Below are 26,253 nucleotides of genomic sequence, written 5' to 3' on the forward strand. Positions count from 1 at the left end.
AACCAATTTTTAATATGACCAGGTTAGGACAAACAACTAAATTTTAAAATTATATTAAACTAGAATTCTGAAAAAAGCCATTTTTAAACAGTTAATTATTACACATAGCGTTTACAAAAAATTAGCTTTATACCATTCTACTTGAGCCTTAACACCTTCTAATAAAGTCGTTTGAGGCTTATAATCTAATAATTTTCTAGCTTTATCAATATTAGCTTTAGTACGTAATTGATCTCCTACTCTAGCTTTAACGTGGTCTATTTTTATAGATTGTCCAATCACTTTTTCTACAGCCTCAATCCCCTCTTGTGTCGTGTGTTCTACTTCTGTACCCAAATTAATAATTTCACCATCTACTTTAACTTCATTACCAATCACACTAACAATACCATCTACGATATCTCCAACATAGGTAAAACTACGCAAATGTGTTGCACTTCCATCATATAACGGGAACGCGTCCCCATTAAATGCATTGGCAATTAATTTGGTATACATTTTCTCTGGACGTTCTCTTGGCCCAATCACAGAATACAAACGCAATGAGCAGCTTTTAAATAACTTCTCTCTGCTTTTCTGTAATACTAATTGCTCAGCTGTTAATTTAGTGACGCCATAATGCGATGCTGGTTCTGGTGCTTTAGTTTCTGGAAAAGTGGCTTCCAAACCATAAATTGAAGAGGTCCCTATATTTACAAACAACTTTAAATCTTGACACTCTAAAGCGTAATCAATTAAGTTTTTGGTCGCAATAATGTTATTAGTAAAATAATCTTCAAATGTTGAGCTTGCCGAAATACCTGGTTGTGCTGCAAAATGAAAAATATAGTTAATATCTTTCGGTAAAACTTCGGTTAAATTATCATCTCTTAAATCGGTCTTAATAATTCTAATTCCTTTTTCTAAAAGTGCTTTTTCGTTTAAAGTTTTCAGCTTTAAGCTGTAATAATCATTAAAATTATCTAAACCAATAACGTCATGACCTAAATCGTGTAAACGTTCGCATGTGTGAGAGCCTATAAAACCTGCTGCTCCAGTTACTAAAATCTTCATAAGTGCATTTGTATAATACAAAGAAACATATTTTTTTTCGATACCGATTTCAATTCTTTAAAAAACAATACATTTGTAGCACTAAAAAAGGTTTATGAATTACCAGTTTACCATCATTGTTCCTGTATATAACGAGGAAGATAATTTACTTAGAGTTGAAAAGGAGTTATTAGCTTACACGCAAATAGCAACCAAAACAACTAAAATATTATTTGTTAATGATGGCTCAAAAGATAAAAGTCAAGCATTAATTGAAACTATTTGTAGCCGACACGATGCTTTCGACTATATATTATTTAAAGACAATCGTGGTTTAAGTGCTGCTATTAAAGCAGGCTTTGATTATACTGACACAGAATTGGTTGGTTATATAGACTCTGACTTACAAACTGCTCCGGAAGATTTTAATTTATTACTCGAACATATCGGAGCATTCGATTTAGTTACTGGTGTCCGTTCTAACCGTAAGGATAGTTTTGTAAAAAACATGTCGTCTAAAATTGCAAATGGTATTAGACGTGCTTTTACAAAAGATGGGATGGACGACACAGGTTGTCCTTTAAAAGTAATCAAAACGGATTATGCTAAACGTATCCCAATGTTTAAAGGGTTACACCGTTTTTTACCTGCCATGATTATGTTACAAAATGGTAAGACTAAACAAATTACAGTTCAGCATTTTCCGAGAGTTGCAGGAGAAGCTAAATTTGGCGTTTGGAATAGACTTTTAGGCCCGTTAATGGATTGTTTTGCGTATTTATGGATGAAAAAAAAATATATTAACTACGAAGTAGCCAAGAAAAAATAATGAGTAACTGGATTATACTTAGTATTGGTTTTTTAGCGCAGACTTTATTTTCTTCTCGTTTAATTATCCAATGGATTACTAGCGAGAAGCAAAAACGTGTCATCACTCCAACCTTATTTTGGACGCTAAGTTTAATTGCCTCATTCCTCTTATTTATTTATGGGTATTTGCGTGATGATTTTGCCATCATGCTAGGTCAAGGTCTTACATACTATATTTATATAAGAAATTTACAACTGCAAAACCAATGGAAAACATTTCCTGTTAGTATCCGATGGATTTTAATATTTATGCCTCTTTTTGTAACGGTATTCTATTTTAATAATAATGCTATTGATACAGTCAAGTTATTTAAAAACGAAGCCATTCCTTTATGGCTATTAGTACTTGGCATTGTATCTCAGACTGTATTTACGCTTCGTTTTGTATACCAATGGCTCTATTCTGAAAAACATAAAGAATCCTCTTTACCGCTTGGCTTTTGGGCTTTAAGTCTAATAGGATCGTTACTAATTTTAACTTATGCTATTTTGAGAGTAGATTATGTATTATTGGTAGGGCATTCTCTAGGAGCTATTATCTATTTTAGAAATCTGCTAATCTTAAAAAAACAAAATGCTTAACGTCTTTAAAAATTATCCGCTTAGTAGTATTTGTTTGCTTATTGCAATCGTGTTATTACCCAACTTAGAGACTATACAAGTGACTATTATGGAAGCACGTAATTTTATTACTGCAAGAGAAATGATACAGGATAACCACTGGCTATTAACGACTATGAATGGTGAAGCACGTTACGAAAAACCACCATTACCAACATGGTTAACTGCTATATCTGCATTGCTATTTGGTGTAAAAAGTGTTTTTGGGATGCGCTTACCCGCTATAATTATGATTATGGTATTGGCTTGTTACAGTTATAAATTATCTAAGACCATATTAAAAAGTAGCGCTCACAGTATAATTAACACCTTGGTTTTAATCACTTCTTTTTATGTTATAGGAATTACAATTGAAGCACCTTGGGATATTTTTACACATGGATTTATGATGGTTGCCATATACCACTTATTTACTTTTTTAAATTCTGAACACACGCACTGGAAACCAGCTGTATTTACTGCCTTTTTTATTGGCTGCTCTATATTAAGCAAAGGTCCTGTTAGTTTTTATGCGCTATTATTACCCTTTTTATTAGCTTATGGTTTTAGCTTTAAGTATAAAAAAATCAAACCAAAAGTTTTACCAATACTAACCATATTAGTATTAGCCATTGCTATTGGTGGTTGGTGGTACTTTTATGTAAGACTTGAAGATCCAGAAACTTTTGCTGCTATAACAAGTAAAGAAACAGGGAATTGGACGAGTTATAATGTTAGACCTTTTTATTATTACTGGAGCTTTTTTACACAAAGTGGCTTATGGACGATACCTGCTTTTATAAGTTTACTCTATCCTTATTTAAAGACAAGAGTTATAAATCTACAAGCCTATAAATTTACACTACTATGGACTATTTTTGCGGTGGTACTATTATCTCTAATTCCTGAGAAAAAGTCACGTTACTTAATGCCAGTTTTAATTCCGTTAGCTTTAAATATTGGGTTTTATATTGAATATTTAATCAGAACATTTAAAACCCTAACCGATAAACGTGAAACTATTCCTGTATATTTCAACTTTGGACTTATTGCTTTAATAGGTATTATTGCACCTTTTGTACTATTCTTTCAGTTTAAAACACAATTAAGTACTAACCTATTTCCATTTTTACTATTTGCTTTAATTGTTTTTGTTTTAGGACTAGCTATACTTTGGCAATTACTAAAAAAAGAGATGACAAAAGTATTTTTATTAACCACCACTTTTTTCGGAGCTATCTTCTTATTCGGTTTACCATTAGCCAAAACTTTTACTAGCACTAATTTTAAACCAATTTCGGGGCTTTTAGACGAGAATACAAAATCTAATATTAGACTGTATAATATCAATCATATTTCACCTGAAGCAATTTGGCAATATGGCGAAAAAATTCCGCGCATTACTAAAAAAGATAATGTGTTTGGCTTTCCCACGGATTCTGAATTTGTTGTACTAGCTAATGATATTAGTCAAAAAGATCAAGACAATATAAGTAAAACCTACATTATTGAACAACTTGGAACTTACGATCTAAATGAAAGTGAACCGAACAGTAAACAATATAAAGACAGGTTAATTAGTAAGTATTATTACTTCAAAAAAAAGTAATTTACTTGACCTCAAATCTTGATTGCAAGTACTTATCAAGCTTATAAAATAGTAATCCTGATAGTCCACCAAATAACATTCCGCTAAGCACATCTAATGGGTAGTGTACACCAATATAAATTCTACTATACGCCATAGCTATAGACCAAACAATTAATACATAAATTAGATACTTGTATTTGTAACGTAACATTAAACCTGAAAAGATAGCAACCGCCATACTGTTACTGGCGTGTCCAGAAAAGTAACCATATTTACCACCACACCAAGACTTAATTAAACGCATAGACTGTACTATATCATCCTCATGACAGGGTCTAGGGCGCTTTACCAAGAAATTTTTGAATAGGTTTGTAATTTGATCTGTAAATAAAATCATTAAAGCTATTACCACCAATGTTAATACAAACATTTTTGTATTAGACCGTTTGTACATCAAATACGCCAAAATTCCATAAAACGGAATCCAGTGTACTTTATCCGTATAAAACATCCAGAAACTATCCCAAGTGGTCGTTCCTAATCCATTTAAGAATAAAAAAAGGTCTTTATCGTATTGTACTAATTGGTCTAACATATAATTATTGGTCGTATCGTGCTACTTCTCTATCATAAAAAGCGGAAGCTTCTTCGATTAGATTTTCGGTTTCCATTTCTAATTCCTTTTCATCGTGTTGGTCAAAATCTTCAAACCACTCCACTTCATCATCTTCTAGATTGATTATAAATCTAGGGAATTCTGTATGAATTACAAAGATAGCGTTTGGTAAATCGGTATTGTCTCCTAATATAAATTTTGGTAGTTCCATGTTGTATTTAGCTTTTAGCTGTTAAATATTTAGCCGAGTTCAAAATTAACCTTTTAGTTAGATAATTAAAACGTATAAACAATAAAATAGCTGCCGAGGTCAAACCTGCTATTAAACCTAACCAAATTCCAAAACTACCATACAGCTCTGCTTTACCAAAATACCAGCTTATTGGAAAACCAATTAACCAATATGATATAAATGTTATCACCGTCGGAATGGTTACATCTTGAAGTCCTCTTAAAGCCCCCAGTGCAACAACTTGCAGACTATCACTAATCTGAAATACGGCTGCCGCAATTAATAATTGTGATGCAATGGTAACCACTTCCATATTATCTTTAAAGTTTACTACATCATCAAAATCGACATATAATCGTGGTAAAAACTGATTAAATATTAAAAATAAAGAGGCGAAAAGAACCGCAAAAATAAAGCCCATCAAAAATAAGGATACTGCAATACGACGTAACTCTAAATATTGATGTAATCCTTTTTGATTACCAACCCTAATCATTGACGCGACACTTAACCCCGTAGCAACCATAAAGGTCATTGAACTTAAATTTAAAGCTACTTGATTAGCTGCCTGAGGGTTTTTACCTAATAAACCACTTAACCAAATGGCAGCGGTAAAAATAGCGACTTCAAAAAACATTTGCATAGCACTTGGCGTCCCTAAATTAATTATCTTTTTTAGCATTACATTTTCTAAAACAAAAAATTTGATATTAGTAACATAAGCTTTTGATTTTTCTCGTCCTTTTAATAACCACCATAAATAAAACACCATTATAATTCGTGAGACCAAAGTCCCATATGCTGCTCCAACAATTCCTAATTCTGGAAACCCAAATTTCCCAAAAATCAACAAATAATTTAATAAGACGTTAATCAAATTGGCTAATATGGTAGCGTACATTGGATATTTAGTTAAAGATAAACCATCACTAAACTGCTTAAATCCTTGAAATATAATTAATGGTATTAATGAAATAGCGACCAAATCTAAATACGGAATAGCCAGCTCTACAACCTCCATAGGTTGCTTCATTAAATACATTAAGGGTTTTGCTAATAAAAGGAGTAAAAACAATAAAACACCTAAAACTGTACACAAAAATAAACCGTGTTTAAAAGCTGATTTTCCTTTTTCAAAATCGTTAGCACTATCTGCTTCTGCCACTAAGGGGGTAATTGCGGTACTAAATCCAATACCTATTGACATGGCAATAAACATAAAACTATTACCTAGCGATACTGCTGCTAACTCTGCAGTCCCCATTTGTCCTACCATAATGTTATCTACAAAACTGACAAAGGTATGTCCCAACATACCTAACATTACTGGCGCAGCAAGCTGCCAATTATACTTAAATTCTTTAGTGTAGTTACTTAAAACCATTTACGCGTTGTGTTACATTAATAGCATTATATCCTTAGGTTTAAACTTTAAAATAAACAGTGTTTTACAAGATATAATTGATGGCGCAAAAGTAGTGTTTTTAGTTTTAGTTTGAAGTACTTATTTGAGATTAGAACGCATGGAAAACACTAAGTTTTCACCAGATTTGGACTGCTCAAAATCTAATGCATTTAGTCTGTCATTCACTAAATCGGTAACACCTGGCGCATAATTTTCATGAAGCTCTAAAAAACCGAATTTAGTTTTGGATAGCCAATATTGATAATTTTGTTCAAAAACAACTTTTTCGGCACCTTCAACATCTATTTTCAGAATATCGATTGTTTTAATATCATACTCTAACATAATGGCATCCAAACTATAGCCTCTAAATTCTTTAGAATCATCTAAAGCTTCAACCACTCTAAACGCCCATTTTCCCGCATTCTTATCTAAAATTTTTAAATCCGTATTTATATGCCAAAGTCCGCCTTCAACAATATATACATTTTCAAAATGAGCGGTATTCTTTTTAAGAATTTCAATATTTGAAGGATCAGGTTCTATTGCAATAAGTTTAGCATTTTTAAACTTGTTTTTAAAATAAACTATAGAATACCCACAATTAGAGCCGGCGTCTATAATATTATTAACCTCTTCTGGAAATTTGACGTTATAGTCTTCTTCAATAAAAATTTGTTTGAATATTTTAAAATCGGAAGTCTTTGGTCTTAAGTAAATTTCATTTTGATAACCTTTCAGTTTTAACCTTAAATAGGGCGTCTTGCTTTTAAGAGTAAACAATAATTTAATGTACTGAATCACACCAAGTAAATATATCCACTTAGGGATCCATTTAATTTGTGAAGCTTTAAATATTATTTTTTTGAATATCATTTGTATTATTAAAAGTATAACCTCTACTTTTTAAAGCTTAATAATACTCCTTTTAGCCTCCTCAAACTCAGTAACCATGTCTTTAACAATCTCAGCCACTGGTTTTATATCGTGAATTAATCCTGCTATTTGACCAATCTCTAGTTCTCCATCGTCTAAGTCTCCTTCAAACATACCTTTTTTAGCACGTGCACGACCTAAAAATGCTTTAAGTTCTTCGGTTGTTGGTCCTGTTTTATAAAAATCTTCAAGTTGTTGGTAAAACTTATTTTTAATTAATCTTACTGGCGCTAATTCTTTTAACGTTAACTGGGTGTCACCTTCCTTAGTATCAACCACGACTTGCTTAAACGCCTGATGCGCACTACTTTCTGTACTAGCGACAAATCGACTTCCGACTTGCACACCATCTGCTCCTAAAACTAAACAAGCTAACATTGCTTTTCCTGTGGCAATACCACCTGCAGCTATTAACGGAATATCCAATTGCTCAGCAACCATTGGTATTAAAGTTAGCGTCGTCGTTTCGTCACGACCATTATGTCCTCCTGCTTCAAAACCTTCTGCAACAATAGCATCCACACCTGCTCCTTGCGCTTTTAAAGCAAACTTAACACTACTAACCACATGCACCACTGTTATCCCTTTGTCTTGCAACCATTTGGTCCACGTTTTTGGGTTTCCTGCAGAAGTAAATACAATCTTAACCTCTTCTTCCACGATAATATTCATGATTTCTTCAATGTTAGGATATAACATTGGAACATTAACACCAAAAGGTTTATCTGTTGCTTTTTTACATTTTTGAATATGATCTCTTAACACGTCTGGATACATACTTCCGGCACCAATCAATCCTAATATTCCAGAATTACTTGCTGCTGACGCTAATTTCCAACCACTATTCCAAATCATTCCTGCTTGAATAATTGGATGTTTAATATTGAAGAGTCTTGTTATTTTATTTTGCATTATTAAAATGTTGAATATTAAATTTATGACTTAAAACTTATGACCGCTTATTTTTTTATAATCTTTCTAGTGACGGATAAATATTGAGCTTCTATTTTCATTAAATACACGCCTTTAGCTAAAGCGGATGTATTAATACTTTTATGACTTGTTGTTATTTTACTATCCATGACCTGCTTTCCTAAGACATCATATAATCGTACGCTAGCGTCTTTAAATCGACTAGATAATTGTATATTTAATTGTTCCGCTACAGGATTAGGATACACTTTAAGTGTAGTACTTTCGGCTTCAAAATTATCTACAGATAATAGCCCGTCTGCTAATGCTAAACTTAAATCAGGAATACCATATCCTAAAAAATAATCTGGCGTAGTGTATTGCGAAGCTGACTCACGTACTAATTGCATAATTTCTGCATTTGACTTTGTGGGTAAGGCTTGCCATAAACAGACAATACCTCCAGCTAAAATTGGCGAACTAAACGAAGTTCCATTTAACGTTATAATAGCATCATTAGTACCTATCACGTAACTAGCTTGGCCTTGAGCTACAACATCCGGCTTTTGAGTGGGTTGTGTACTGTTTCCTGTACTGCTAAATGACGCATACATACCATTAGCTTGCACAGCACCAATACTAAAAACTCCTGCAGCATCCGCTGGTGCCCCAACAATCTGCCAACTACCTCCTCCAAAATTTCCTGCAGAGTTAACCACTAAAATTCCTTTTTCGAAAGCAATATTAGCTCCTTTTGTAATATATGCCGTGTTTCCATCCATCTGAGCTGGTGTATAACTATAATTAGGATTATCAAAGGTGGTATACCCTAAAGATGAATTAATAACATCAACCCCTAAACTATCCGCACGTTCTGCTGCTTCTACCCAAAGACTTTCTTCCAAAGGTGTTTCTGTCTCAGCATTTTCTGTTCTGAATAAATAATAATTAGCATCTGGAGCAGTACCTACAAATTGATCTTGAATAAAACCCGCCATATCACTAAGCACCCAAGTCCCATGAGAATTACCGGTGTAGGCATAGACATCGGTATTGCGATCTACAAAATCATAACCTCCTAAAATTCCGTTAGCATCTCTTAAACGTTGAAACCCATTCATGGTATTTACACTAGGAAAACCAGCATCTATGACAGCAACGGTCATACCAGTTCCAGTATAGTCATCACTATGTTGATGTAAGTCGTCTACGCCTATCATACGCACCTGATTTGTAGCATTACCATATGTGAAGTCTGTTAAACTAGCTTCAAAATCATGTTTATTTTGATTTGCACCTGGTCTAGCATTTAAACTAGCATCTGCATAAGTTATGCTACTAACAACTAAATCACCATTAACGGTGACCGTTAATAAAGCATTTATATCAGCTTGTGTTCCTAGTACATGTAAGGCATTAAACCATTTTGATTTTGAAACCACAGTAATACCTGTTTGAGATTTTATGGAAGTAATATAAGTCTCATCCACAGGTACATCTCTAAAATCCACACTAACGTTATGTGCGGCTTTTCTATCCAATGCCTTTTGAGTTAAAATTGAAATAGGATTAGCTAATGCTGTTACACTATCCGGTTTACCCGTTAAATAAACCCAAGCATGCTCTTGAGCACACAAACAAGACGAGTAAATGACTAGTATTAAAAAGTAAACGTGTTTCATAGCAGTAACATTTAGTTACTGCAATTTAAGAAATTACACCTGAACCAACTAATTCTTCATCCAAATACCAAGCTACAAACTGCCCTTCCGTTATGGCCGACTGCGGGTTTTCAAATTCGACATACAAACCTGATTCTAATTTATGTAAGGTTGCATTTTCTAAAGGCTGTCTATATCTAATCCTTGCTAAAACAGACATTGTTTCGCCTGTTTTTAAGGCTAAATCTTCTCGCACCCAATGCAATTCTTCATTAGAGACAAACAATGCACTTTTGTATAATCCAGGGTGAGATGTTCCTTGACCTGTATAAATAACATTCTCTTTTACATCTGTATCAATAACAAATAATGGTTCTACTGTTCCACCCACTGCTAATCCTTTACGTTGTCCTTTAGTAAAATAATGTGCGCCTTGATGTTTACCCATTATTTTTCCTTGAGACACTTCATAACTAGGCTTTCTTGAGTGGTATTGTAAAGCTTCTAATTTAGAATTAAAGCTTGGAACTGTTTCATTATAAAACGCATTATCCCTTGGAATTTCTACAATAACACCTTCCTTTGGTTTAAGTTGTTGTTGTAAAAATTCTGGTAATCTTACTTTTCCTATAAAACATAACCCTTGAGAATCTTTTTTATCTGCGGTAGTCAGTTCTTGCTCTTTTGCTATTGCTCTCACTTGAGGTTTCAACAATTCCCCAACAGGAAACAGCGCTTTTGCTAGTTGCTCCTGAGATAATTGACATAAAAAATAAGATTGATCTTTATTTGGATCTTGACCAGCCAATAGCTGATGTACTTCTTTACCATCCTTGGTAATTGTTGTTTTTCTGCAATAATGACCTGTTGCTACATAATCGGCACCTAAGTCTAATGCTATTTTCATAAAGACATCAAATTTGATCTCTCTATTACATAACACATCAGGATTTGGAGTGCGTCCTTTTTCATACTCGTCAAACATATAGTCCACAATACGTTCTTTATATTGCTCGCTTAAATCTACGGTTTGAAATGGAATCCCTAATTTTTCTGCAACCAACATTGCATCATTACTATCATCTAACCAAGGACATTCGTCAGAAATAGTAACTGAGTCATCATGCCAGTTTTTCATAAAAAGTCCAATAACCTCATATCCTTGTTCCTGTAATAAATAAGCAGCAACACTAGAATCTACACCTCCTGACAAACCAACAATAACTCTCTTTTTCATGACTACATTTAAATAAAGTGCAAAGATAAGTCTTTCTTGAAAATTTACTACCAATTACATCGTATTGGATTACCACACTAACCTGCTAAAAAACAATTATTTAAAAATTTTAACAAATCTTTAAATAATTATGTTTAATCTTTTTATAGATTTGTTAAACAAACAGTATAAAATAATTTTTATGAAAACAATCAAAAATTTATCCCTCGTATTTTTAGCATTTGTTACATTATGGTCTTGTAGTGACGATGACGATGCAACAACACCGACAACAACACAAGAATTGAATATTGTCGAAACCGCACAAGCAACTCCAAGCCTAAGTATTTTAGTAGAAGCTGTTGTGCAAGCAGGATTAGTAGACGCCCTATCGGCTTCAGGAAGTCGTACCGTATTAGCACCAACCAATGACGCTTTTACCGCATTTTTACAAGCAAATGGTTTTGCTACACTTGCAGATGTTCCAAATGACGTATTACAAGAAATTTTATTAAATCATGTTATTGATGATGCAAACATCATGTCTTCAGACTTAGCAGGAGCGACAGGTTACACCAATACATTAGCTTCAGGACCTAATAGCACAAATCTGAGTATCTTTTGGGACGGAACAGACGGTGTCACTTTTAATGGTGCATCAAGCGTGGCACTAGCAGACATTTCTACATCAAACGGAATTGTACATGTCGTGGATGCCGTAATTGATTTACCAACTATTGCAACTTTTGCAACAACAAACCCAGCGTTAACTAACTTGGTTGCAGCATTACAATATGCAGATACAGGTATGCCAACAGTACCTTACATTGACACTGTATCAGATGCAACAGCTGGACCATTTACAGTATTTGCGCCAACTGATGCTGCTTTTGGTAACCTATTAGTAGAATTAGAAGTTGATGCATTAACAGATATAGCTACATCAACTATAGATGCCGCATTAACCTATCATATTGTAAACGCTAACGTGCAATCATCAATGTTAGCTAGTGGACCAGTAACGACTCTTGGAGGCGATCTCACTGCCGATGCGACACTTTTTACACTTACAGATGTAAATGATAGAGTTAGTAATATAGTTACAACATTAGTGGATATTCAAGCTGTAAACGGTGTAGTACATGTTATAGATAACGTATTATTACCGCAATTATAAAAGACACATGTTTTAACAATCTACTAGTTTGACTAAATAGAAAAACGCCTTAATGATATATTAAGGCGTTTTTTATATTTTATTACCAGTTTACGTTATCCTTTTTTATCCAAATCCTTTTCTTCAACCAATTTACCAGTCTTATACCGTTTCCAAACACAACATTTAACATCGTCTCTATATTGCCCTTCTGTTGCAATTACCCCTTCTTTATTATAAGTTTTGTAAGCACCATCAAACTTATCTAATTTAAAAGTTGCACTTTTAAGCAACGTTCCATTTTCCGCATACCACTTAGATTCTCCATGTAACAATCCATCTTGATACTGCGCGTCCTCCGCTACCTGTCCATTTAAATAATACACTAAACGTTGTCCTTCTAAGGTTCCTTTATCGTTATATAACTCCTCCGTCATGACTTGGTCTGACTTATTATGAAAAATCACCCATTTACCAATATGGTTACGACCTCGCATTCGGCCTTCACTAATTTTTTTTCCAGTACTAGCAAAAAAAACAACTTCTGCTAATTCGTTATCATTATTAAATATTTTGGTCGCCGTTAATACTGGTTTATTATCAATGTTTTTGTAAAACTTAAAGGTTCCGATTTCTTTACCATGATCAAATGCGCCTTCATATCTCACTACCTTTGTTTTAGTAAAATTCTTTTTCCATTGTCCATGACGTTGTCCATTAGCATCAAACTGATTTAAATTTTGTGCAAATAATACAGTATTGGTTATTAAAACAATACATAGAATAATTAGTTTTTTCATTTTAAAAAATTTTATGGCGCTTTCGCGAAAATCTTGCCTAATGGCTTAACGTTAATACTTTAGATTTGTTATAACAAAAAAGCTGCCAAACTAAAATTATAGTAGACAGCTTTATAAGTTCTATATAAAAAAATTACTTTTTCTTATTCTTTTGTTGTGCTTGCGCTTGTTTTTGTTTTTCAGCTTGCTCCATCATTGTTTTCATTTTTTGCTGAAATTTACTTTCCTTTTTCGGTTTTGCTTTCTGAACCTGAATATTAGCATGAATCTTATCTTCATCTAAAATAAAATTCTTGATCACTAATAAAATACCGATACTAATTAAGTTAGAGACAAAGTAATATAAACTTAAACCTGACGCATATTGGTTAAAGAAGATAAGCATCATAATTGGTGCAAAGTAAATCATGTACTTCATCATCTTAGCCATATCAGGCATCCCTTCTTGTGTTGGTGCTGACATTTGGTTTTGACCAGTCGTTAACTTCATGTAAAAGAAAATAGCGATGGCTGCTAAAATAGGGAACAAACTTACGTGATCTCCGTATAATGGAATATGGAACGGTAATTCTGCTACAACATCATAAGATGATAAATCTTCTGCCCATAAAAACTTTTTCTGTCTTAAAGCAAAGGCAATTGGGAAAAACATAAATAACGCATAAAATACAGGCATTTGTATTAAAGCTGGTAAACATCCAGCCATAGGACTTGCCCCAGCTTTATTTTGAAGCGCCATAGTCTCTTGTTGCGCTTTCATTTTGTTATCCTTGTGCTTCTCTCTAATAGCATCCAATTCTGGCTTTAACACCTTCAGTTTCATCTGAGATAAGTACTGCTTGTACTGCACAAAACTCATGGCTAACTTAATTAAGATTGTCATTACAATAATGGCAACACCATAAGGTAAGAATGAACTTAAGAAACCAAATAATGGGAAAAATAAATACTTATTAATCCAACCAAAAATTCCCCATCCAAATTGTACACTCTCTGCTAAGTTATTATCGTATTGTTTTAAGATCTCACTATCTGTAGGACCATAATACAACTTTAAATTGTTATTGATATTTGCCCCACTTAAAGCTAACGTTGTTTTTGAAGAAAACTGTTTAGTAAAAATAGAATCTTTAGCTTCATCTTCTACTAAATTTTTAGAAGAAAAATCTACACTCTTAAACGGTTTGTCCGTCGTTAAAATAGAACTAAAAAAGTGTTGTCTATAAGATAACCAATCCACATCAGCTTCTGTCTCATCATCATCTCCTCCTTGAGATAATTTATCAACATCACCTTCTGCTTGATACGTTAGACGTGTATATCTATTTTCAAAGCTAATACTTTGATCATGTCTATATGCTTTTTGAGTCCACTCTAAATTAATCGGAGCAGATGTATTTATTGCTGTTTCTAAACCTTGAGATTTCATAGTAAAATCTACCATGTATTGCTTAGGCTTAATCACATAGTTATATTCTAAAAAATTATTTTCAGCAGTTTTCAACTTCATTGATACAATAGTGTTGTCTCCACTTTTGCTTACTGTAGGTTGAAAATATAAATCTTTTGTATTTAAAGTTCTATTATCATTAGTTTGGAAATTGATATTAAAAATTGCATTTCCATTTTTCACTAAATAGATTGGAACAGAATCAAAATCTACAAAGTTTTTAAGCTTTACTTCTGATAAATGCCCCCCTTTAGTGTTAAACTTTAATTCTAAAACATCGTTACTAACCGTTAAATCATCACCATTAAAAGTTGATGTTGCTGCAGAATAAGCAAAAGCCCCAATCTTAGATTGTAATGCCGCTACTTGAGCAGAATCTGTTGGTTTTGCGTAATCTAAGGCAGTTGTTGTTTTAGTATCTGTTTGTGCACTAGCTTCTGCTTTTTTATTAGCTTCAATTTGCGCTTTCTTTTCTGCTTCTTGTACTAGTCTTTCTTCTTCACTTGGCTGGTTTTGCCACATCATGAATAACAAGATTCCGAATATTAATACAAAACCTATTATCGACTTAACGTCTAGTTTTTTTTCTTCCATAATTGTCTGGTTCCTCTTATTTGCAAGGAATAATTAATTAGTCAAATATACGACCACTTTTAAATAGGTGTCAAATTGACACTTATTTTTTCTTACTGTGTTTTAAACCTGCTTTTACAAATGCCACGAATAAAGGATGTGGATTAGCTACTGTACTTTTATATTCAGGATGATATTGTACCGCAACAAACCAAGGGTGAGCAGGATTCTCTACGATTTCGACTAATTTAGTATCTGGATTATATCCGGTAGCTTTTAAACCAGCAGCTTCTACCTGCGCTTTATAAGTACCATTAAACTCGTATCTATGTCTGTGACGTTCTTTTATATCTTGTGTATTATATACCTTATAGGCAATCGAGTCCTTTTCGATATGGCAATCCCAAGCACCAAGACGCATCGTCCCTCCCATATCCGTAATGTTTTTCTGATCTTCCATGATGTCAATCACCGGATTTGTAGTCTCAGGATCCATCTCTGTAGAGTTAGCATCTGCTAATCCAATCACGTTACGACAAAACTCAATAACCGCCATTTGCATTCCTAAACAAATTCCTAAAAACGGAATATTATTTTCACGCACATATTTAATCGCTGTTATTTTACCTTCAATACCGCGCTCTCCAAAACCTGGCGCCACTAAAACCCCATCTAAATGAGATAATTTCATTTTTATATTATCGGCATTCAAATATTCCGAATGTACAGACTCTACATTTACCTTCACTTCATTTTCTGCACCTGCATGAATAAAAGCTTCTAAAATTGATTTATAAGAATCTTGTAACTCGACATATTTACCAATTAATCCAATCGTAATTTCTGATTTTGGATTTTTATGACGTTGTACAAACTGATTCCATGTGGTTAAATCAGGAACAGCACTGTTTAAAGCTAGTTTTTTAAGCACTACTTTATCCAAGCCTTCATCTAACATCATATTTGGCACATCATAAATTGTTGAAGCATCAATAGATTGTATAATAGCATCTTCTCTAACATTACAGAATAATGCTAGTTTACGTTTTAAATCTGATGGTAACTCATGTTCCGTACGACACACTAATATATCTGCCTGTACCCCACTTTCCATCAATGTTTTTACACTGTGTTGGGTTGGTTTTGTTTTAAGTTCTCCAGCTGCTGTTAAATACGGAATTAACGTTAAGTGAATCACTAATGCGTTATTATCCCCTAAATCCCATTTAAGTTGTCTTACGGCTTCTATGTATGGTAAAGACTCAATATCTCCTACAGTTCCACCAATTTCAGTAATTACGATATCATAATCACCAGAATTACCTAAAATTTGGATTCTATGTTTAATTTCGTCGGTAATATGTGGAATAACCTGTACCGTTTTTCCTAAAAACTCACCTCTACGTTCCTTTTGTATTACACTTTGGTAGATACGTCCAGTCGTCACATTATTAGCTTGACTAGTTGGTACGTTTAAAAAACGCTCGTAATGTCCAAGATCTAAATCTGTTTCTGCACCATCGTCAGTCACATAGCATTCGCCATGTTCGTATGGATTTAACGTCCCTGGATCGACGTTAATATAAGGGTCTAATTTCTGGATTGTGGTTCTGTAACCTTGCGCTTGAAGTAGCTTAGCAAGAGATGCTGCTATAATTCCTTTTCCTAGAGAAGAGGTTACTCCTCCCGTTACAAATATGTACTTAGTTTCTGATGTCATGTTGCGTTGTTAAACGCTTGCAAATTTATGGTTTTTAGTTGAAACTAAACCTGTTTACCGTTTTATTTTTGGAAGAATTTGGAATCCGCTTTTAAACGACGACTAGCTCAATAACAGCTTTAATTTTCTTGTTTATTTGAGTTAACTTCGTTTGATACTTGATATATAGTATTGCAAACGTAATATCAAAAAAAAATAACCCTTAGACAAAAAAAACAAAAACGTGCTTATCGACTTTCAAAATATCGCCTATTTAGAAACGGTAACGAAAGACAAAGACTTGCTTTTTCAGAAACAAAGAAGTTAAAAATTTTAAACAAGCTAAAACATTACGATACTAACTGGAACTATTCCAATCGAAATAGACTTACCTGAAAGCGATTTAGATACAATCTGTCAATGTGAAAATAATAATACATTGCAACGTTATTTCTTCAAAAATTTTTCACACGAAAAAAATTTTAAAGTCTATTTAACAAAATGGAATTGAATCAACTATTGGAGAATTTAAAACTGAAAAACAAAATGCCCATCGACATATGATTGTTGAATATCAAATTTTAAAAGAAAAGAATGTTGAGTTTAAGCAAAGAAACAAAAACTTAAAATCTAATGGAATAAAAACCGAAACTACATTTGCTCAATTACTAGGAGTGCACGGAGATCCTTATCTTGAATTATTTAAGTTGGAAAACTAATATCAAAATGAATATCAAAAAAAAAATAACTACCTAAGACATCACTTACCTAGGTTTTGGATACTGTTTCTTAATATTTCTAATCAAATCTTCCAACCCGTTAAGTTTAACGGTATAAATAGTATCTAGCATCTCTCCTAGTTTTCCTTTTGGGAAGCCTTTGTTGTGATACCAAACCACGTAATATTCTGGTAAATCTATTAAAAAACGGTCCTTATATTTCCCGAATGGCATTTTAGTGTGTGCCAATTTAATTAGAAACTCTTTATCTGGTTGTAGCAAAATTATCCTTTGGATTTAAATTTATCAAGCGCTTTTAGTCGGATAGCAATACTATCTTTCCATTTTTTTTGTCCTTCAACATTAATAGAATACGCACTTTCACTATCGTAATTATGCTGCATATCCGCTAATTCACGATCAATAGCAGCATGCATCTCTTGAAATATCTGAGCTAAACTGTCGCTAAGCACAACCTTTGTTATACGCTGCCTAAATAGTCTAGCATGCAACTCGGTTATATCAAAATGAAGTTGCTCATGTCCTAAAACATGTGTATTAACTTTTTCCGCCTTATACCAGGAATGCTCTGGATAAAAAAAGGCTTTAATTACAGTTTTAAAGCCTTCTATTTTTTTATTTCGTCGTTGTAATGAGTAGCTAAAGGTAATACCCGATGCTGTTACCGCAACCGCAGCTGCTTCTGGATTAGGTTGTCCCTTAAAATCATGCCAAGCTAATTTATAATTTGCATTCCATTCTAATTCTTCCATCGCATCGCTTTGCAATAAGAAAAACCCAACGCACATAAATAGATACTTTAGCATACACCTGAAAAACGTTAACCTGTTGTCTATTATTTTTCTACTTCGACTACCTTCAAGTCTTGATACTTCACTAAATAAACAGTGTTATTAAAATATCCTCCGAACAATTTCTTTTTATAAGCAAATTTATTTTCAACATAAGTCGTTAATGGAGATTCGATTGCTGACAAATATAAATCCTCTGATGTTACCAATCTTAGTACTACATCCATTGTCAAATCAAATCCTCTAACAGCATACTTGTTTGGTGTTTCACTATACAATGCCTTGTAACGTTTACCAAAACTATTATTATCATCCTCACTAAATGACTTATTAATAGATCCGTAAGTAAAACTTAAATTAGATAAATGCGTATTTCTAACCTCATCATCCTCAAATGCCTTGTTTTTATCTGAAGTTGTTAAAACAATTTCAATATTTGGTTTAATTTTAGAATTTAAAATACTAGAGACATTAGATATAAATCCTGGATTAGCAGTTTCTAAAAACACTACATTTTTACCTGATTTTAACACACGAACCATATCACCATCTAAAATATAATACGAATCGGCCCCTGTTTTCTTAACTTTCCTAGACATTACCAAAGCGGCTTTAGGAAATGTTTTTTTAAGCTCTGTAGCTCTCTCTTTATTTTTCATATCAGAAATGATAATAAAATTTGCGGTACTATCTGCTTTAAAATAATTAAGTAATGCTTGTTCTATTAAATCTTCTGATGGTATTGATTGAAACACATTATCACTTAAATTAATCGTCTTTGTAATTGGAGAAATTAAAGGAATGTTTTTGCTTTTTAAAGAGGCCGATGCTATATTAAATAATTTTGGCATTATAGGTCCTATAACCGCATGTACATCATCAAAAGCATTTGACTGCAATAAAGAGGTTACCTGACTTTCTCTGTTTTCTGTATCATATACATCTACTTTTAAGTTAACACCCAAAGTTGATAAGCTATCTAAAGCAATTTTAACACCAGAATAAAAATCTAACGATATACTGGAATAAGGATCATCTGTAATAAACTTTTTAGTATCATAAGCAGATTCCGAATTAATTTCATTTAACTTAAACGGTAGCATTATTGCTATATGCTTAGTTTCTGAATCCAAATCACGAGAGGTCAAATCTGAAGAAGGTAAATCCTCTCCGATAGTTAAAGGTCCAGAACCTTCGTTGATGGACCTTATATTAGCATCATATGGTATTTTTAAAACCATACCTTCCTTTAAACCTGTAGTTAATAAGTCTGGATTTAACTTTTCTAACTCCTCTTGAGTCAAACCTGTTTTTACTTTTAATCTATAAAAACCTTCTGATTTTAAAACGGTATGATAGCTATATTTTTCGTCAAAATCTTTAACTTCTTCAACCTTTAAATTAGGCACTGTAATAACAGATCCTGGTTGTAAAACGTCTTCCATATCAGGATTTAAAGATTCTAACTCCTGAACCGTAATTCCGTATTGATACGCTATACGCCATTTACCTTCTTTAGGTTTAACGGTGTAAGACGTTGTTACTCCTTCTGCCTCGACCACTTCCTTAGTCACTTTGTAAATAGGAATTTTAATCTTATCGCCCTTACGCAAGTTATTAGCGTATAAATCTGGATTATGCTTTTTAATATCCTCTTGGTCTACATTATACTTTTTAGCTAAACTATAAAGCGTTTCCTTACGCTTTACTTTATGCTTTTTAAACCCTTCTAAAGCTTTAACTTCTGAAACAGAAGGTCTATTAGGAACAACTGAATCGTTTGGAATTATTAAAACCGAATCTGGTTTAATATCCTTTCTAGCATCTGGATTTAAAGCATAAATCTGTGATTTTGTAACACTATATTTAGTGGCAATCTGCTCTATAGTTTCTCCTACTTGTACTTTGTGCGTCTTGTAGTTCTGCGCTTTCGCGGAAACACAGCCGAACAATGCGACTAGACTTAAGATATATATTAATTTTCTCATATGTTATTTATACGTTTCAAACTGCGTTAGCGGTTGTAATGGCATCCTTTTTTTTGCTGCCATATATGGCAAAAAAAAGATATAATGAAAAACGCGACCCTTGTGGTAACGCCCTAAATTTACTTTGATTATTATAAGCCTTTTTTTATTCCCACTCTATTGTTGCTGGTGGCTTACTACTAATGTCATATACTACTCTATTAACGCCTTTTACTTTATTTATTATATCATTACTTGTTTTTTGTAAAAACTCGTATGGTAAATTTACCCAGTCAGCAGTCATACCATCGGTGCTTTCCACAGCTCTTAATGCGACACATTTCTCATAAGTACGCTCGTCTCCCATTACTCCTACACTATTTACTGGTAGTAAAATAGCACCTGCTTGCCATACTTTATCGTATAATCCTGCGTCGCGTAAGCCGTTAATAAATACAGCGTCTACATCTTGTAAAATTTGCACTTTCTCTGCTGTGATGTCTCCTAAAATTCTGATTGCTAAACCTGGTCCTGGAAATGGATGACGTCCTAAAAGGTCTTTATCCATACCCATACTTGCACCGACACGTCTTACTTCGTCCTTAAACAACGCGCGAAGTGGCTCTACAATTTTTAATTTCATGTAGTCTGGTAATCCACCTACATTATGATGACTTTTTATTGTTGCACTTGGTCCTCCCGTTGCACTTACACTTTCTATCACATCCGGATAAATAGTCCCTTGTGCTAACCATTTTACATCTTCGATTAGATTTGCTTCTTGGTCAAACACCTCGATAAAAGCATTACCTATGGCTTTACGCTTTTTTTCTGGATCGCTCAGTCCTGCTAAGGCATCCAAAAAGCGTGCCGAAGCGTCTACACCTTTTACATTTAAGCCCATCCCTTTGTATTGTTCTAATACTTCCGTGAATTCATTTTTACGTAATAAGCCGTTATTTACAAATATGCAATATAGATTTTTACCTATTGCTTTGTGCAGTAACATGGCTGCTACTGACGAGTCTACTCCACCTGATAAGCCTAGAACAACTTTATCGTCTCCTAGTTTTTCTTGTAAGTCGTCCACCGTTTCTTGTACAAATGCATTTGGTGTCCAATCTGGATTTACATTTGCTATAGCGACTAAAAAGTTTTCTAATAATTGTTTTCCATCTTTAGAATGGTATACTTCTGGATGAAATTGAATCGCGTAAGTTGATTCTCCTTCAATTTTAAAAGCTGCATTTTTCACATCATGTGTACTGGCTAATAATTTACCATTTGTTGGTAAATTTTTAATCGTATCACTATGACTCATCCACACCTGACTACCTACTGTTATGTTTTTGAAAAAGGCATCCTCTTCCACAAAACTCAAGTTGGCACGTCCGTATTCGCGTGTGTTTGATTCGGCGACTTCACCTCCAGAAAAATGTGCTAAATATTGTGCACCGTAACAAACAGCAAGCATTGGCTTTTTGCCTCTAATCTCTGATAAGTCAGGATGAAAAGCATCTTCTGATCTTACAGACATTGGACTACCAGAAAGTATTACTGCTTTGTAATCGTCTACGTTTTTTGGTGGTTTATTAAATGGGTGTATTTCGGAATAGATGTTAAGCTCTCTAACTCTGCGCGCAATTAGTTGTGTGTATTGCGATCCGAAATCTAAAATAAGTACTTTGTCGTGTTGCATGCACAAAAATACTAATTGCTTTGAAAATTACTAATTCTAAACGTGAATTTTTATTCATTTTTTTCAACAAAAAAAAACAACGAACAAAAAATTAAATTTTGACCAACTTTATACTTTTTTGAGCGGTTTGTGTTGTCATTTTCAGAAGATAAATCCCGGCATCAAAACTTGACAAATCCAAGCTATAACCACTACCATTAAACTGTAATGGTTGTATTGTTTTTGAAAGCACTTCTTTTCCTAAAATATTATATAATTTAAGACCTACAGTTCCTGTTGCATTTTCAAAATAAATAGACGTTTGCGATTGTACTGGATTTGGAGCGATTGTAAATAATGGTTTACTAATAGCTTGAATACTCAAAGTATTTTCGCCCAAAGCCCATAGCGTCGCATTTTCTAGCATAGTTCTAAAATTACTAGTATCAGAATAATTATTTCCAAAATGCCCTAAAGCAGTATAAAAAGATCGTATTCCTGATAAATTAGTACTGACACCATTATCATCATAAGTTATTGCTTCTTTATACCACGTTATTGGCCTAGCCAAATCATAACTATTACTTCCCGTTTGTTCAACCTCTAGCAAGACTGTATTATCAGTACTTAATTGTCCTCCATTCAATTCCCAATAATAATATTCTTCATTTTTATTCCAAACCGTTTCGACTGGACCTAAAAAATCGATAATCTCATGACTTTCTACAACCGTCATGTCCGCATTATAATTATTACTGGTATGATTTGGACCTGTTTGTACAATACCGCCGACAAGTTGATTATAAAAATCCCAACTGCCATCTACATACGTATCCGTTGCTGCATGAATACCAATAAATCCTTTTCCACTAGCTATAAAATTTTCTAAACCAACTTTTTCTTCTACAGTTAATAAATCATTTCCTGAAGTATTTAAAAAGACTACCGCATCATAATTAGTTGAAAAATTAGACTCTGAAAACACACTAGAATCCTGAGAATCTATAACTGTAAACCCATTATCAGAAGCAAATTCTTGAAACATAGCAATACCAGCCTCTATAGCTTGCGTATGCCTATAACCATTGGTTTCATGAAAAACTAAAAGGTTTTTAGTTTGAGAAAAATTTAAAAATGAAATAAGAAAAATTGAAAGCGTAAATAATTGCTTCATACTAATATTGATTAAAATCCAATTAATATACGCCAATTACGCTCTAATGGATTTTTTCGAATGCAATAATCCACTGTCTTATTTTAAACGAATTATAAATACTATGCCATAGACTCCAAAATAGCCTTAATATCTTGCTCTGTTGTATCGGGGTTTATAAAGCAAAAACGAGATACAGTTTCAAAACTTTCTCCTGTTTTCCATTTGGTTGGTGTTACTAATGCAAATCCTTTGTCGTGGTTAGCAAATGTCCAGTCTCTGTAGTCGTCTGGCGACCATCCTTTACGTCTGTATAACACACATGACAAACTCGGCTCCCTAACCAACTCAACATGATCCATCTCTTTTATTAATTGTCCTGCAATGGTTGCTAGTTCCAAACCTCTTTCTACTGCTTCCTTGTATCTATCCGTACCGTGAGTGGCTAGACTAAACCACAAAGGTAACCCGCGTACACGACGTGTTAATTGTATTTGGTAATCTGTTGGATTAAAACCATGTGCACCTTCGTCTTTAAAAATATCTAGGTACGAGCCTTCTTGCGAGTGTGCTTTTTTAGCTAATTCTGGCTGCTTGTATATTACAGCACCACAATCATACGGTGAAAACATCCACTTATGTGGATCGATAGTAATACTGTCCGCTTTTTCAATCCCCTTAAATAAATGCCTAACAGAATCTGCTGCTAATGCTCCTCCACCATAAGCTGCATCGACGTGCAACCATAAGTGTTCTGTCTCGCAAATCGCTGCAATCCCTTCTAAGTCATCAATAATACCAGCATTAGTTGTTCCTCCTGTAGCTACTACTGCAAATAAACGCTCTTTCTGGTGTACTGTTAAACCGTCTATGGTTTGCTGTAATGCAGATCCTTTTAAACGGTCTTCTGTATCTACTAATAACACATCTACATCAACCACTTTAGCCATTGCTTTTATTGAGGAGTGTGCTCCGATAGATGTGATTATTAAACCTTTTCTATTTTTATTCTCGTCGTTTAAACTTCTCCAATACTCACGTGCAGTAACAATTGCTGATAAGTTTGCAGCCGTACCACCGCTTGTAAAAACACCGAATGCGCCTTGAGGTAATCCTGTTAGTGATACGATCCATTTCATAGCTTCGTTCTCACAAAAAATCCCTCCTGCTCCTTCCATCCAATACGCACCATGAATACTTGATGCGGATGTTACTAAATCAAATAAAATAGAGGCTCTGGTTGGTGCTGCTGGTACAAATGCTAAATGACGTGGATGGTCAATTTTTACGTTTGCATGCATTAAATGTTGCTTCCATAGATTAAAAGCGACCTCTCCTCCAATACCTTTATCTGTTACCGTTTCTCCCACTAAGGCTTTTAATGTTTCCGCTTTTTGTGGTTTACCTATAACATCTTCCGTTTTTGAAATACGATCAATAGTATATTTCATGACGTCTAGCGTCATTTCGACTAAATCTAAATCTATCTTATGCATAACTTATAATTCAACAATTAAAAATTGACCTTGCAAAGGTTTCAAATTTTTAATTAAATGAGGTATTAATTCCGAACCAAATTCTAAATATAATTCTGAAAAATTGGTATTGCGTTCTTGCAAACTATAATTAGGAAACAATTGGTATTGTAAAGCAGTCATACGGGCAACTTGATCCTTTAATTTACGTTTCTGCGCCGTAAGCAAACGTTTTTCTAAATGTTCTAATCCATTGATTTGTTTCTTTTCTTGCGATGCTACCGCACCAACAAAAGACTGATCTGTTTGTTCTGCTAACAAGTACAAGTCCTTAAACTGCGCTTTTAAATGCTTGATTTGTTCAGAGAAATCGATATCTATATTTGAAATCTCTCTTACCTTTTTGTTAATAAAGCTATTCCGTTTCAAGAATAAATCTTTATCAGAAATCCCTAATTTATCTAGTTTTTCGGTTTGTTGTTTTGTTTTTATTAAAACGGAATTCCGTAATAATAAGATTGGGAACGTCACCTGATTAGCTTCAAAATTAGTTTGTAATTGAAACCAATACGCTAGCTCTCCACCACCACCAATATAGCACAAATTTGGTAATATAACCTCCTGGTATAATGGACGCATAATTACATTTGGACTAAAACGTTCTGGATGGTCCTGGACTTCTTTTTCTATCTCGTCTTTATTCCAAACAACAGTTGTATTTAAAGCTTTATAGGTATTGTTTTCAAAAACAATGCGCTCTCTGACGCCTTTTGTAATATAAAATAAGTTAATCTCCCTTGGGTTAACTTGTATGTTATAGTTATCAGAAACTTGACTTAATTGTTTTGAAGTTTTAGTTACAGCTTCAAAAGATGTGTTATTGAATAACTCTGTTTTGATTTGCGGAATAAACAGTTGTTTTAATGCTTTTTTATTAGCATCGATAATTACTAAACCTTGCTCGCCAAACAACTCATTGGCTAAATAATGTGTGGCCTCGGCTAAATTATCGTGTTTTAAATAGGCGTTTTCAAAAAGTCCTTTTAAATATTTAGCATTAGTACCAATACCTAGCTCTTTAGTAAATAATTCAAAAACCTCTTTTAAACCTTCTGTATCTAACTCCCCAACTGCTCCCGACGCTTTTTTATTCCAACGTATCTTTTTACCTCTGAAATTAAAATAATTGATTTCTTCAAAATCGTGATCCTCCGATGCCATCCAATAGATAGGCACAAAATTATACTCTGGATAAGCGACCTTTAATTCCTTAGTCAGGTTTATGGTCGAAATAATTTTATGTAAAAAATATAACGGACCAGTAAATAAGTTAAGCTGGTGTCCTGTCGTAATGGTAAATGTTTTACTATCTGCTAGTAACTTAATATTAGTGTCTGTTGCATCTGACGTGTCAAGTAGTTTGTATTGTTCTTCAAGTGCATTAACTAATACATTTCTATTGTCATTATTAAACGACTCTTGCTTTTCTTTGATTTGGGCTTTAAAATTCTGAATATTAGGAAACCTATTATAAAACGGTTTTAACGTTTTAGCTTCAGCTAAATAATCGCAAATTAATTGAGAAAAATATCCAGTGTCTTTAAATGAAATACAGTGTGTTGGCATAGTTACAGATAAATCTTGCGTAAAGATAAGGCAGTTTGCGCTTTAGTATGTCTTAAAATTAACATAAATCCTTA

The 26,253-nt window shown here is 33.6% G+C and carries 24 protein-coding genes; 6 read left to right on the forward strand and 18 right to left on the reverse strand.

The window, feature by feature from the left end; genetic code table 11:
* Positions 1-111 precede the first annotated feature (111 nt).
* A complete protein-coding gene (locus tag E9099_RS01575) occupies positions 112-1,053 on the reverse strand; it encodes an NAD-dependent epimerase/dehydratase family protein (protein WP_136581997.1) in 942 nt (313 codons plus the stop codon).
* Positions 1,054-1,147: 94 nt separating this feature from the next.
* Here E9099_RS01575 and E9099_RS01580 point away from each other — a divergent pair, with 94 nt between their 5' ends.
* Genes E9099_RS01580 through E9099_RS01590 form a run of 3 tightly spaced genes read left to right on the forward strand, consistent with a single transcriptional unit; the run spans position 1,148 to position 4,111 of the window.
* The gene (locus E9099_RS01580) at positions 1,148-1,861 is read left to right on the forward strand and encodes a glycosyltransferase family 2 protein (RefSeq protein WP_136581998.1); all 714 of its coding nucleotides are present in this window, start codon (positions 1,148-1,150) and stop codon (positions 1,859-1,861) included.
* The gene (locus tag E9099_RS01585) at positions 1,861-2,484 is read left to right on the forward strand and encodes a lipid-A-disaccharide synthase N-terminal domain-containing protein (protein WP_136581999.1); all 624 of its coding nucleotides are present in this window, start codon (positions 1,861-1,863) and stop codon (positions 2,482-2,484) included. The genes E9099_RS01580 and E9099_RS01585 overlap by 1 nt, the downstream gene beginning before the upstream one ends.
* A complete protein-coding gene (locus tag E9099_RS01590) occupies positions 2,477-4,111 on the forward strand; it encodes an ArnT family glycosyltransferase (protein WP_136582000.1) in 1,635 nt (544 codons plus the stop codon). The genes E9099_RS01585 and E9099_RS01590 overlap by 8 nt, the downstream gene beginning before the upstream one ends.
* A gap of 1 nt (position 4,112) precedes the next feature.
* Here E9099_RS01590 and E9099_RS01595 read toward each other — a convergent pair whose 3' ends face one another.
* The 7 genes from E9099_RS01595 to mnmA form a co-directional block, all read right to left on the reverse strand.
* The gene (locus E9099_RS01595; RefSeq protein ID WP_136582001.1) at positions 4,113-4,688 is read right to left on the reverse strand and encodes a phosphatase PAP2 family protein; all 576 of its coding nucleotides are present in this window, start codon (positions 4,686-4,688) and stop codon (positions 4,113-4,115) included.
* 4 nt (positions 4,689-4,692) lie between these two features.
* A complete protein-coding gene (locus tag E9099_RS01600; RefSeq protein ID WP_136582002.1) occupies positions 4,693-4,920 on the reverse strand; it encodes a hypothetical protein in 228 nt (75 codons plus the stop codon).
* 7 nt (positions 4,921-4,927) lie between these two features.
* Entirely contained in the window at positions 4,928-6,325 is a 1,398-nt protein-coding gene (locus tag E9099_RS01605; protein WP_136582003.1) for an MATE family efflux transporter, read from the reverse strand.
* Between the two features lie 120 nt (positions 6,326-6,445).
* Entirely contained in the window at positions 6,446-7,222 is a 777-nt protein-coding gene (locus E9099_RS01610; RefSeq protein ID WP_136582004.1) for an FkbM family methyltransferase, read from the reverse strand.
* Between the two features lie 30 nt (positions 7,223-7,252).
* Positions 7,253-8,194: an NAD(P)H-dependent flavin oxidoreductase gene (locus tag E9099_RS01615; RefSeq protein ID WP_136582005.1), complete on the reverse strand. Its 942-nt coding sequence runs from the start codon at positions 8,192-8,194 to the stop codon at positions 7,253-7,255.
* A 47-nt stretch (positions 8,195-8,241) separates the two neighbouring features.
* Positions 8,242-9,876 carry a S8 family serine peptidase gene (locus E9099_RS01620; RefSeq protein WP_136582006.1) on the reverse strand — a complete coding sequence of 545 codons (1,635 nt, stop codon included), beginning with the start codon at positions 9,874-9,876 and terminating at the stop codon, positions 8,242-8,244.
* 25 nt (positions 9,877-9,901) lie between these two features.
* On the reverse strand, positions 9,902-11,092 hold the full coding sequence (mnmA, locus tag E9099_RS01625; RefSeq protein WP_136582007.1) for a tRNA 2-thiouridine(34) synthase MnmA: 1,191 nt from the start codon (positions 11,090-11,092) through the stop codon (positions 9,902-9,904).
* Positions 11,093-11,273: 181 nt separating this feature from the next.
* Here mnmA and E9099_RS01630 point away from each other — a divergent pair, with 181 nt between their 5' ends.
* Positions 11,274-12,248, forward strand: a complete 975-nt coding sequence (locus E9099_RS01630) for a fasciclin domain-containing protein (RefSeq protein WP_136582008.1) — start codon at positions 11,274-11,276, stop codon at positions 12,246-12,248.
* Positions 12,249-12,343: 95 nt separating this feature from the next.
* On the opposite strand, the gene E9099_RS01635 is transcribed toward E9099_RS01630, so the two are convergent.
* The 3 genes from E9099_RS01635 to E9099_RS01645 form a co-directional block, all read right to left on the reverse strand.
* Entirely contained in the window at positions 12,344-13,027 is a 684-nt protein-coding gene (locus tag E9099_RS01635) for a toxin-antitoxin system YwqK family antitoxin (RefSeq protein WP_136582009.1), read from the reverse strand.
* Positions 13,028-13,160: 133 nt separating this feature from the next.
* A complete protein-coding gene (gene yidC, locus E9099_RS01640) occupies positions 13,161-15,071 on the reverse strand; it encodes a membrane protein insertase YidC (RefSeq protein ID WP_136582010.1) in 1,911 nt (636 codons plus the stop codon).
* Between the two features lie 82 nt (positions 15,072-15,153).
* The gene (locus tag E9099_RS01645; protein ID WP_136582011.1) at positions 15,154-16,770 is read right to left on the reverse strand and encodes a CTP synthase; all 1,617 of its coding nucleotides are present in this window, start codon (positions 16,768-16,770) and stop codon (positions 15,154-15,156) included.
* 391 nt (positions 16,771-17,161) lie between these two features.
* On the opposite strand from E9099_RS01645, the gene E9099_RS19735 reads away from it, so the two are divergent.
* Positions 17,162-17,260, forward strand: a complete 99-nt coding sequence (locus E9099_RS19735) for a hypothetical protein (protein WP_410523979.1) — start codon at positions 17,162-17,164, stop codon at positions 17,258-17,260.
* A 49-nt stretch (positions 17,261-17,309) separates the two neighbouring features.
* On the forward strand, positions 17,310-17,468 hold the full coding sequence (locus E9099_RS19600) for a DUF4269 domain-containing protein (RefSeq protein WP_136582012.1): 159 nt from the start codon (positions 17,310-17,312) through the stop codon (positions 17,466-17,468).
* Between the two features lie 45 nt (positions 17,469-17,513).
* Here the strand turns inward: E9099_RS19600 and E9099_RS01660 are convergent, their stop codons facing one another.
* From E9099_RS01660 to bshC, 7 genes are all read right to left on the reverse strand, one after another.
* Positions 17,514-17,750 (reverse strand): DUF3820 family protein, encoded by a 237-nt coding sequence (locus tag E9099_RS01660; protein WP_101017856.1) that lies wholly within the window; start codon positions 17,748-17,750, stop codon positions 17,514-17,516.
* A 2-nt stretch (positions 17,751-17,752) separates the two neighbouring features.
* Positions 17,753-18,241 carry a hypothetical protein gene (locus E9099_RS01665; RefSeq protein ID WP_205961014.1) on the reverse strand — a complete coding sequence of 163 codons (489 nt, stop codon included), beginning with the start codon at positions 18,239-18,241 and terminating at the stop codon, positions 17,753-17,755.
* 83 nt (positions 18,242-18,324) lie between these two features.
* Positions 18,325-20,268 carry a LysM peptidoglycan-binding domain-containing protein gene (locus E9099_RS01670; RefSeq protein WP_136582014.1) on the reverse strand — a complete coding sequence of 648 codons (1,944 nt, stop codon included), beginning with the start codon at positions 20,266-20,268 and terminating at the stop codon, positions 18,325-18,327.
* A gap of 145 nt (positions 20,269-20,413) precedes the next feature.
* Positions 20,414-21,946 (reverse strand): glutamine-hydrolyzing GMP synthase, encoded by a 1,533-nt coding sequence (guaA, locus tag E9099_RS01675; RefSeq protein ID WP_136582015.1) that lies wholly within the window; start codon positions 21,944-21,946, stop codon positions 20,414-20,416.
* A gap of 91 nt (positions 21,947-22,037) precedes the next feature.
* The gene (locus E9099_RS01680) at positions 22,038-23,099 is read right to left on the reverse strand and encodes a ThuA domain-containing protein (protein WP_136582016.1); all 1,062 of its coding nucleotides are present in this window, start codon (positions 23,097-23,099) and stop codon (positions 22,038-22,040) included.
* A 101-nt stretch (positions 23,100-23,200) separates the two neighbouring features.
* On the reverse strand, positions 23,201-24,574 hold the full coding sequence (locus tag E9099_RS01685; protein WP_136582017.1) for a pyridoxal phosphate-dependent decarboxylase family protein: 1,374 nt from the start codon (positions 24,572-24,574) through the stop codon (positions 23,201-23,203).
* A 3-nt stretch (positions 24,575-24,577) separates the two neighbouring features.
* Complete coding sequence (gene bshC, locus E9099_RS01690) at positions 24,578-26,179, reverse strand: bacillithiol biosynthesis cysteine-adding enzyme BshC (protein WP_136582018.1); 1,602 nt, start codon at positions 26,177-26,179, stop codon at positions 24,578-24,580.
* Positions 26,180-26,253 lie beyond the last annotated feature (74 nt).

The sequence above is a fragment of the Psychroserpens sp. NJDZ02 genome, assembly GCF_004843725.1.
Taxonomy (GTDB): domain Bacteria; phylum Bacteroidota; class Bacteroidia; order Flavobacteriales; family Flavobacteriaceae; genus Olleya.

What these genes read in the sequence shown, in the direction of transcription:
- E9099_RS01575 (WP_136581997.1), bottom strand. Translation starts at nt 1,053, where the DNA reads ATGAAGATTTTAGTAACTGGAGCAGCAGGTTTTATAGGCTCTCACACA.
- E9099_RS01580 (WP_136581998.1), top strand. Translation starts at nt 1,148, where the DNA reads ATGAATTACCAGTTTACCATCATTGTTCCTGTATATAACGAGGAAGAT.
- E9099_RS01585 (WP_136581999.1), top strand. Translation starts at nt 1,861, where the DNA reads ATGAGTAACTGGATTATACTTAGTATTGGTTTTTTAGCGCAGACTTTA.
- E9099_RS01590 (WP_136582000.1), top strand. Translation starts at nt 2,477, where the DNA reads ATGCTTAACGTCTTTAAAAATTATCCGCTTAGTAGTATTTGTTTGCTT.
- E9099_RS01595 (WP_136582001.1), bottom strand. Translation starts at nt 4,688, where the DNA reads ATGTTAGACCAATTAGTACAATACGATAAAGACCTTTTTTTATTCTTA.
- E9099_RS01600 (WP_136582002.1), bottom strand. Translation starts at nt 4,920, where the DNA reads ATGGAACTACCAAAATTTATATTAGGAGACAATACCGATTTACCAAAC.
- E9099_RS01605 (WP_136582003.1), bottom strand. Translation starts at nt 6,325, where the DNA reads ATGGTTTTAAGTAACTACACTAAAGAATTTAAGTATAATTGGCAGCTT.
- E9099_RS01610 (WP_136582004.1), bottom strand. Translation starts at nt 7,222, where the DNA reads ATGATATTCAAAAAAATAATATTTAAAGCTTCACAAATTAAATGGATC.
- E9099_RS01615 (WP_136582005.1), bottom strand. Translation starts at nt 8,194, where the DNA reads ATGCAAAATAAAATAACAAGACTCTTCAATATTAAACATCCAATTATT.
- E9099_RS01620 (WP_136582006.1), bottom strand. Translation starts at nt 9,876, where the DNA reads ATGAAACACGTTTACTTTTTAATACTAGTCATTTACTCGTCTTGTTTG.
- mnmA (WP_136582007.1), bottom strand. Translation starts at nt 11,092, where the DNA reads ATGAAAAAGAGAGTTATTGTTGGTTTGTCAGGAGGTGTAGATTCTAGT.
- E9099_RS01630 (WP_136582008.1), top strand. Translation starts at nt 11,274, where the DNA reads ATGAAAACAATCAAAAATTTATCCCTCGTATTTTTAGCATTTGTTACA.
- E9099_RS01635 (WP_136582009.1), bottom strand. Translation starts at nt 13,027, where the DNA reads ATGAAAAAACTAATTATTCTATGTATTGTTTTAATAACCAATACTGTA.
- yidC (WP_136582010.1), bottom strand. Translation starts at nt 15,071, where the DNA reads ATGGAAGAAAAAAAACTAGACGTTAAGTCGATAATAGGTTTTGTATTA.
- E9099_RS01645 (WP_136582011.1), bottom strand. Translation starts at nt 16,770, where the DNA reads ATGACATCAGAAACTAAGTACATATTTGTAACGGGAGGAGTAACCTCT.
- E9099_RS19600 (WP_136582012.1), top strand. Translation starts at nt 17,310, where the DNA reads ATGATTGTTGAATATCAAATTTTAAAAGAAAAGAATGTTGAGTTTAAG.
- E9099_RS01665 (WP_205961014.1), bottom strand. Translation starts at nt 18,241, where the DNA reads ATGGAAGAATTAGAATGGAATGCAAATTATAAATTAGCTTGGCATGAT.
- E9099_RS01670 (WP_136582014.1), bottom strand. Translation starts at nt 20,268, where the DNA reads ATGAGAAAATTAATATATATCTTAAGTCTAGTCGCATTGTTCGGCTGT.
- guaA (WP_136582015.1), bottom strand. Translation starts at nt 21,946, where the DNA reads ATGCAACACGACAAAGTACTTATTTTAGATTTCGGATCGCAATACACA.
- E9099_RS01680 (WP_136582016.1), bottom strand. Translation starts at nt 23,099, where the DNA reads ATGAAGCAATTATTTACGCTTTCAATTTTTCTTATTTCATTTTTAAAT.
- E9099_RS01685 (WP_136582017.1), bottom strand. Translation starts at nt 24,574, where the DNA reads ATGCATAAGATAGATTTAGATTTAGTCGAAATGACGCTAGACGTCATG.
- bshC (WP_136582018.1), bottom strand. Translation starts at nt 26,179, where the DNA reads ATGCCAACACACTGTATTTCATTTAAAGACACTGGATATTTTTCTCAA.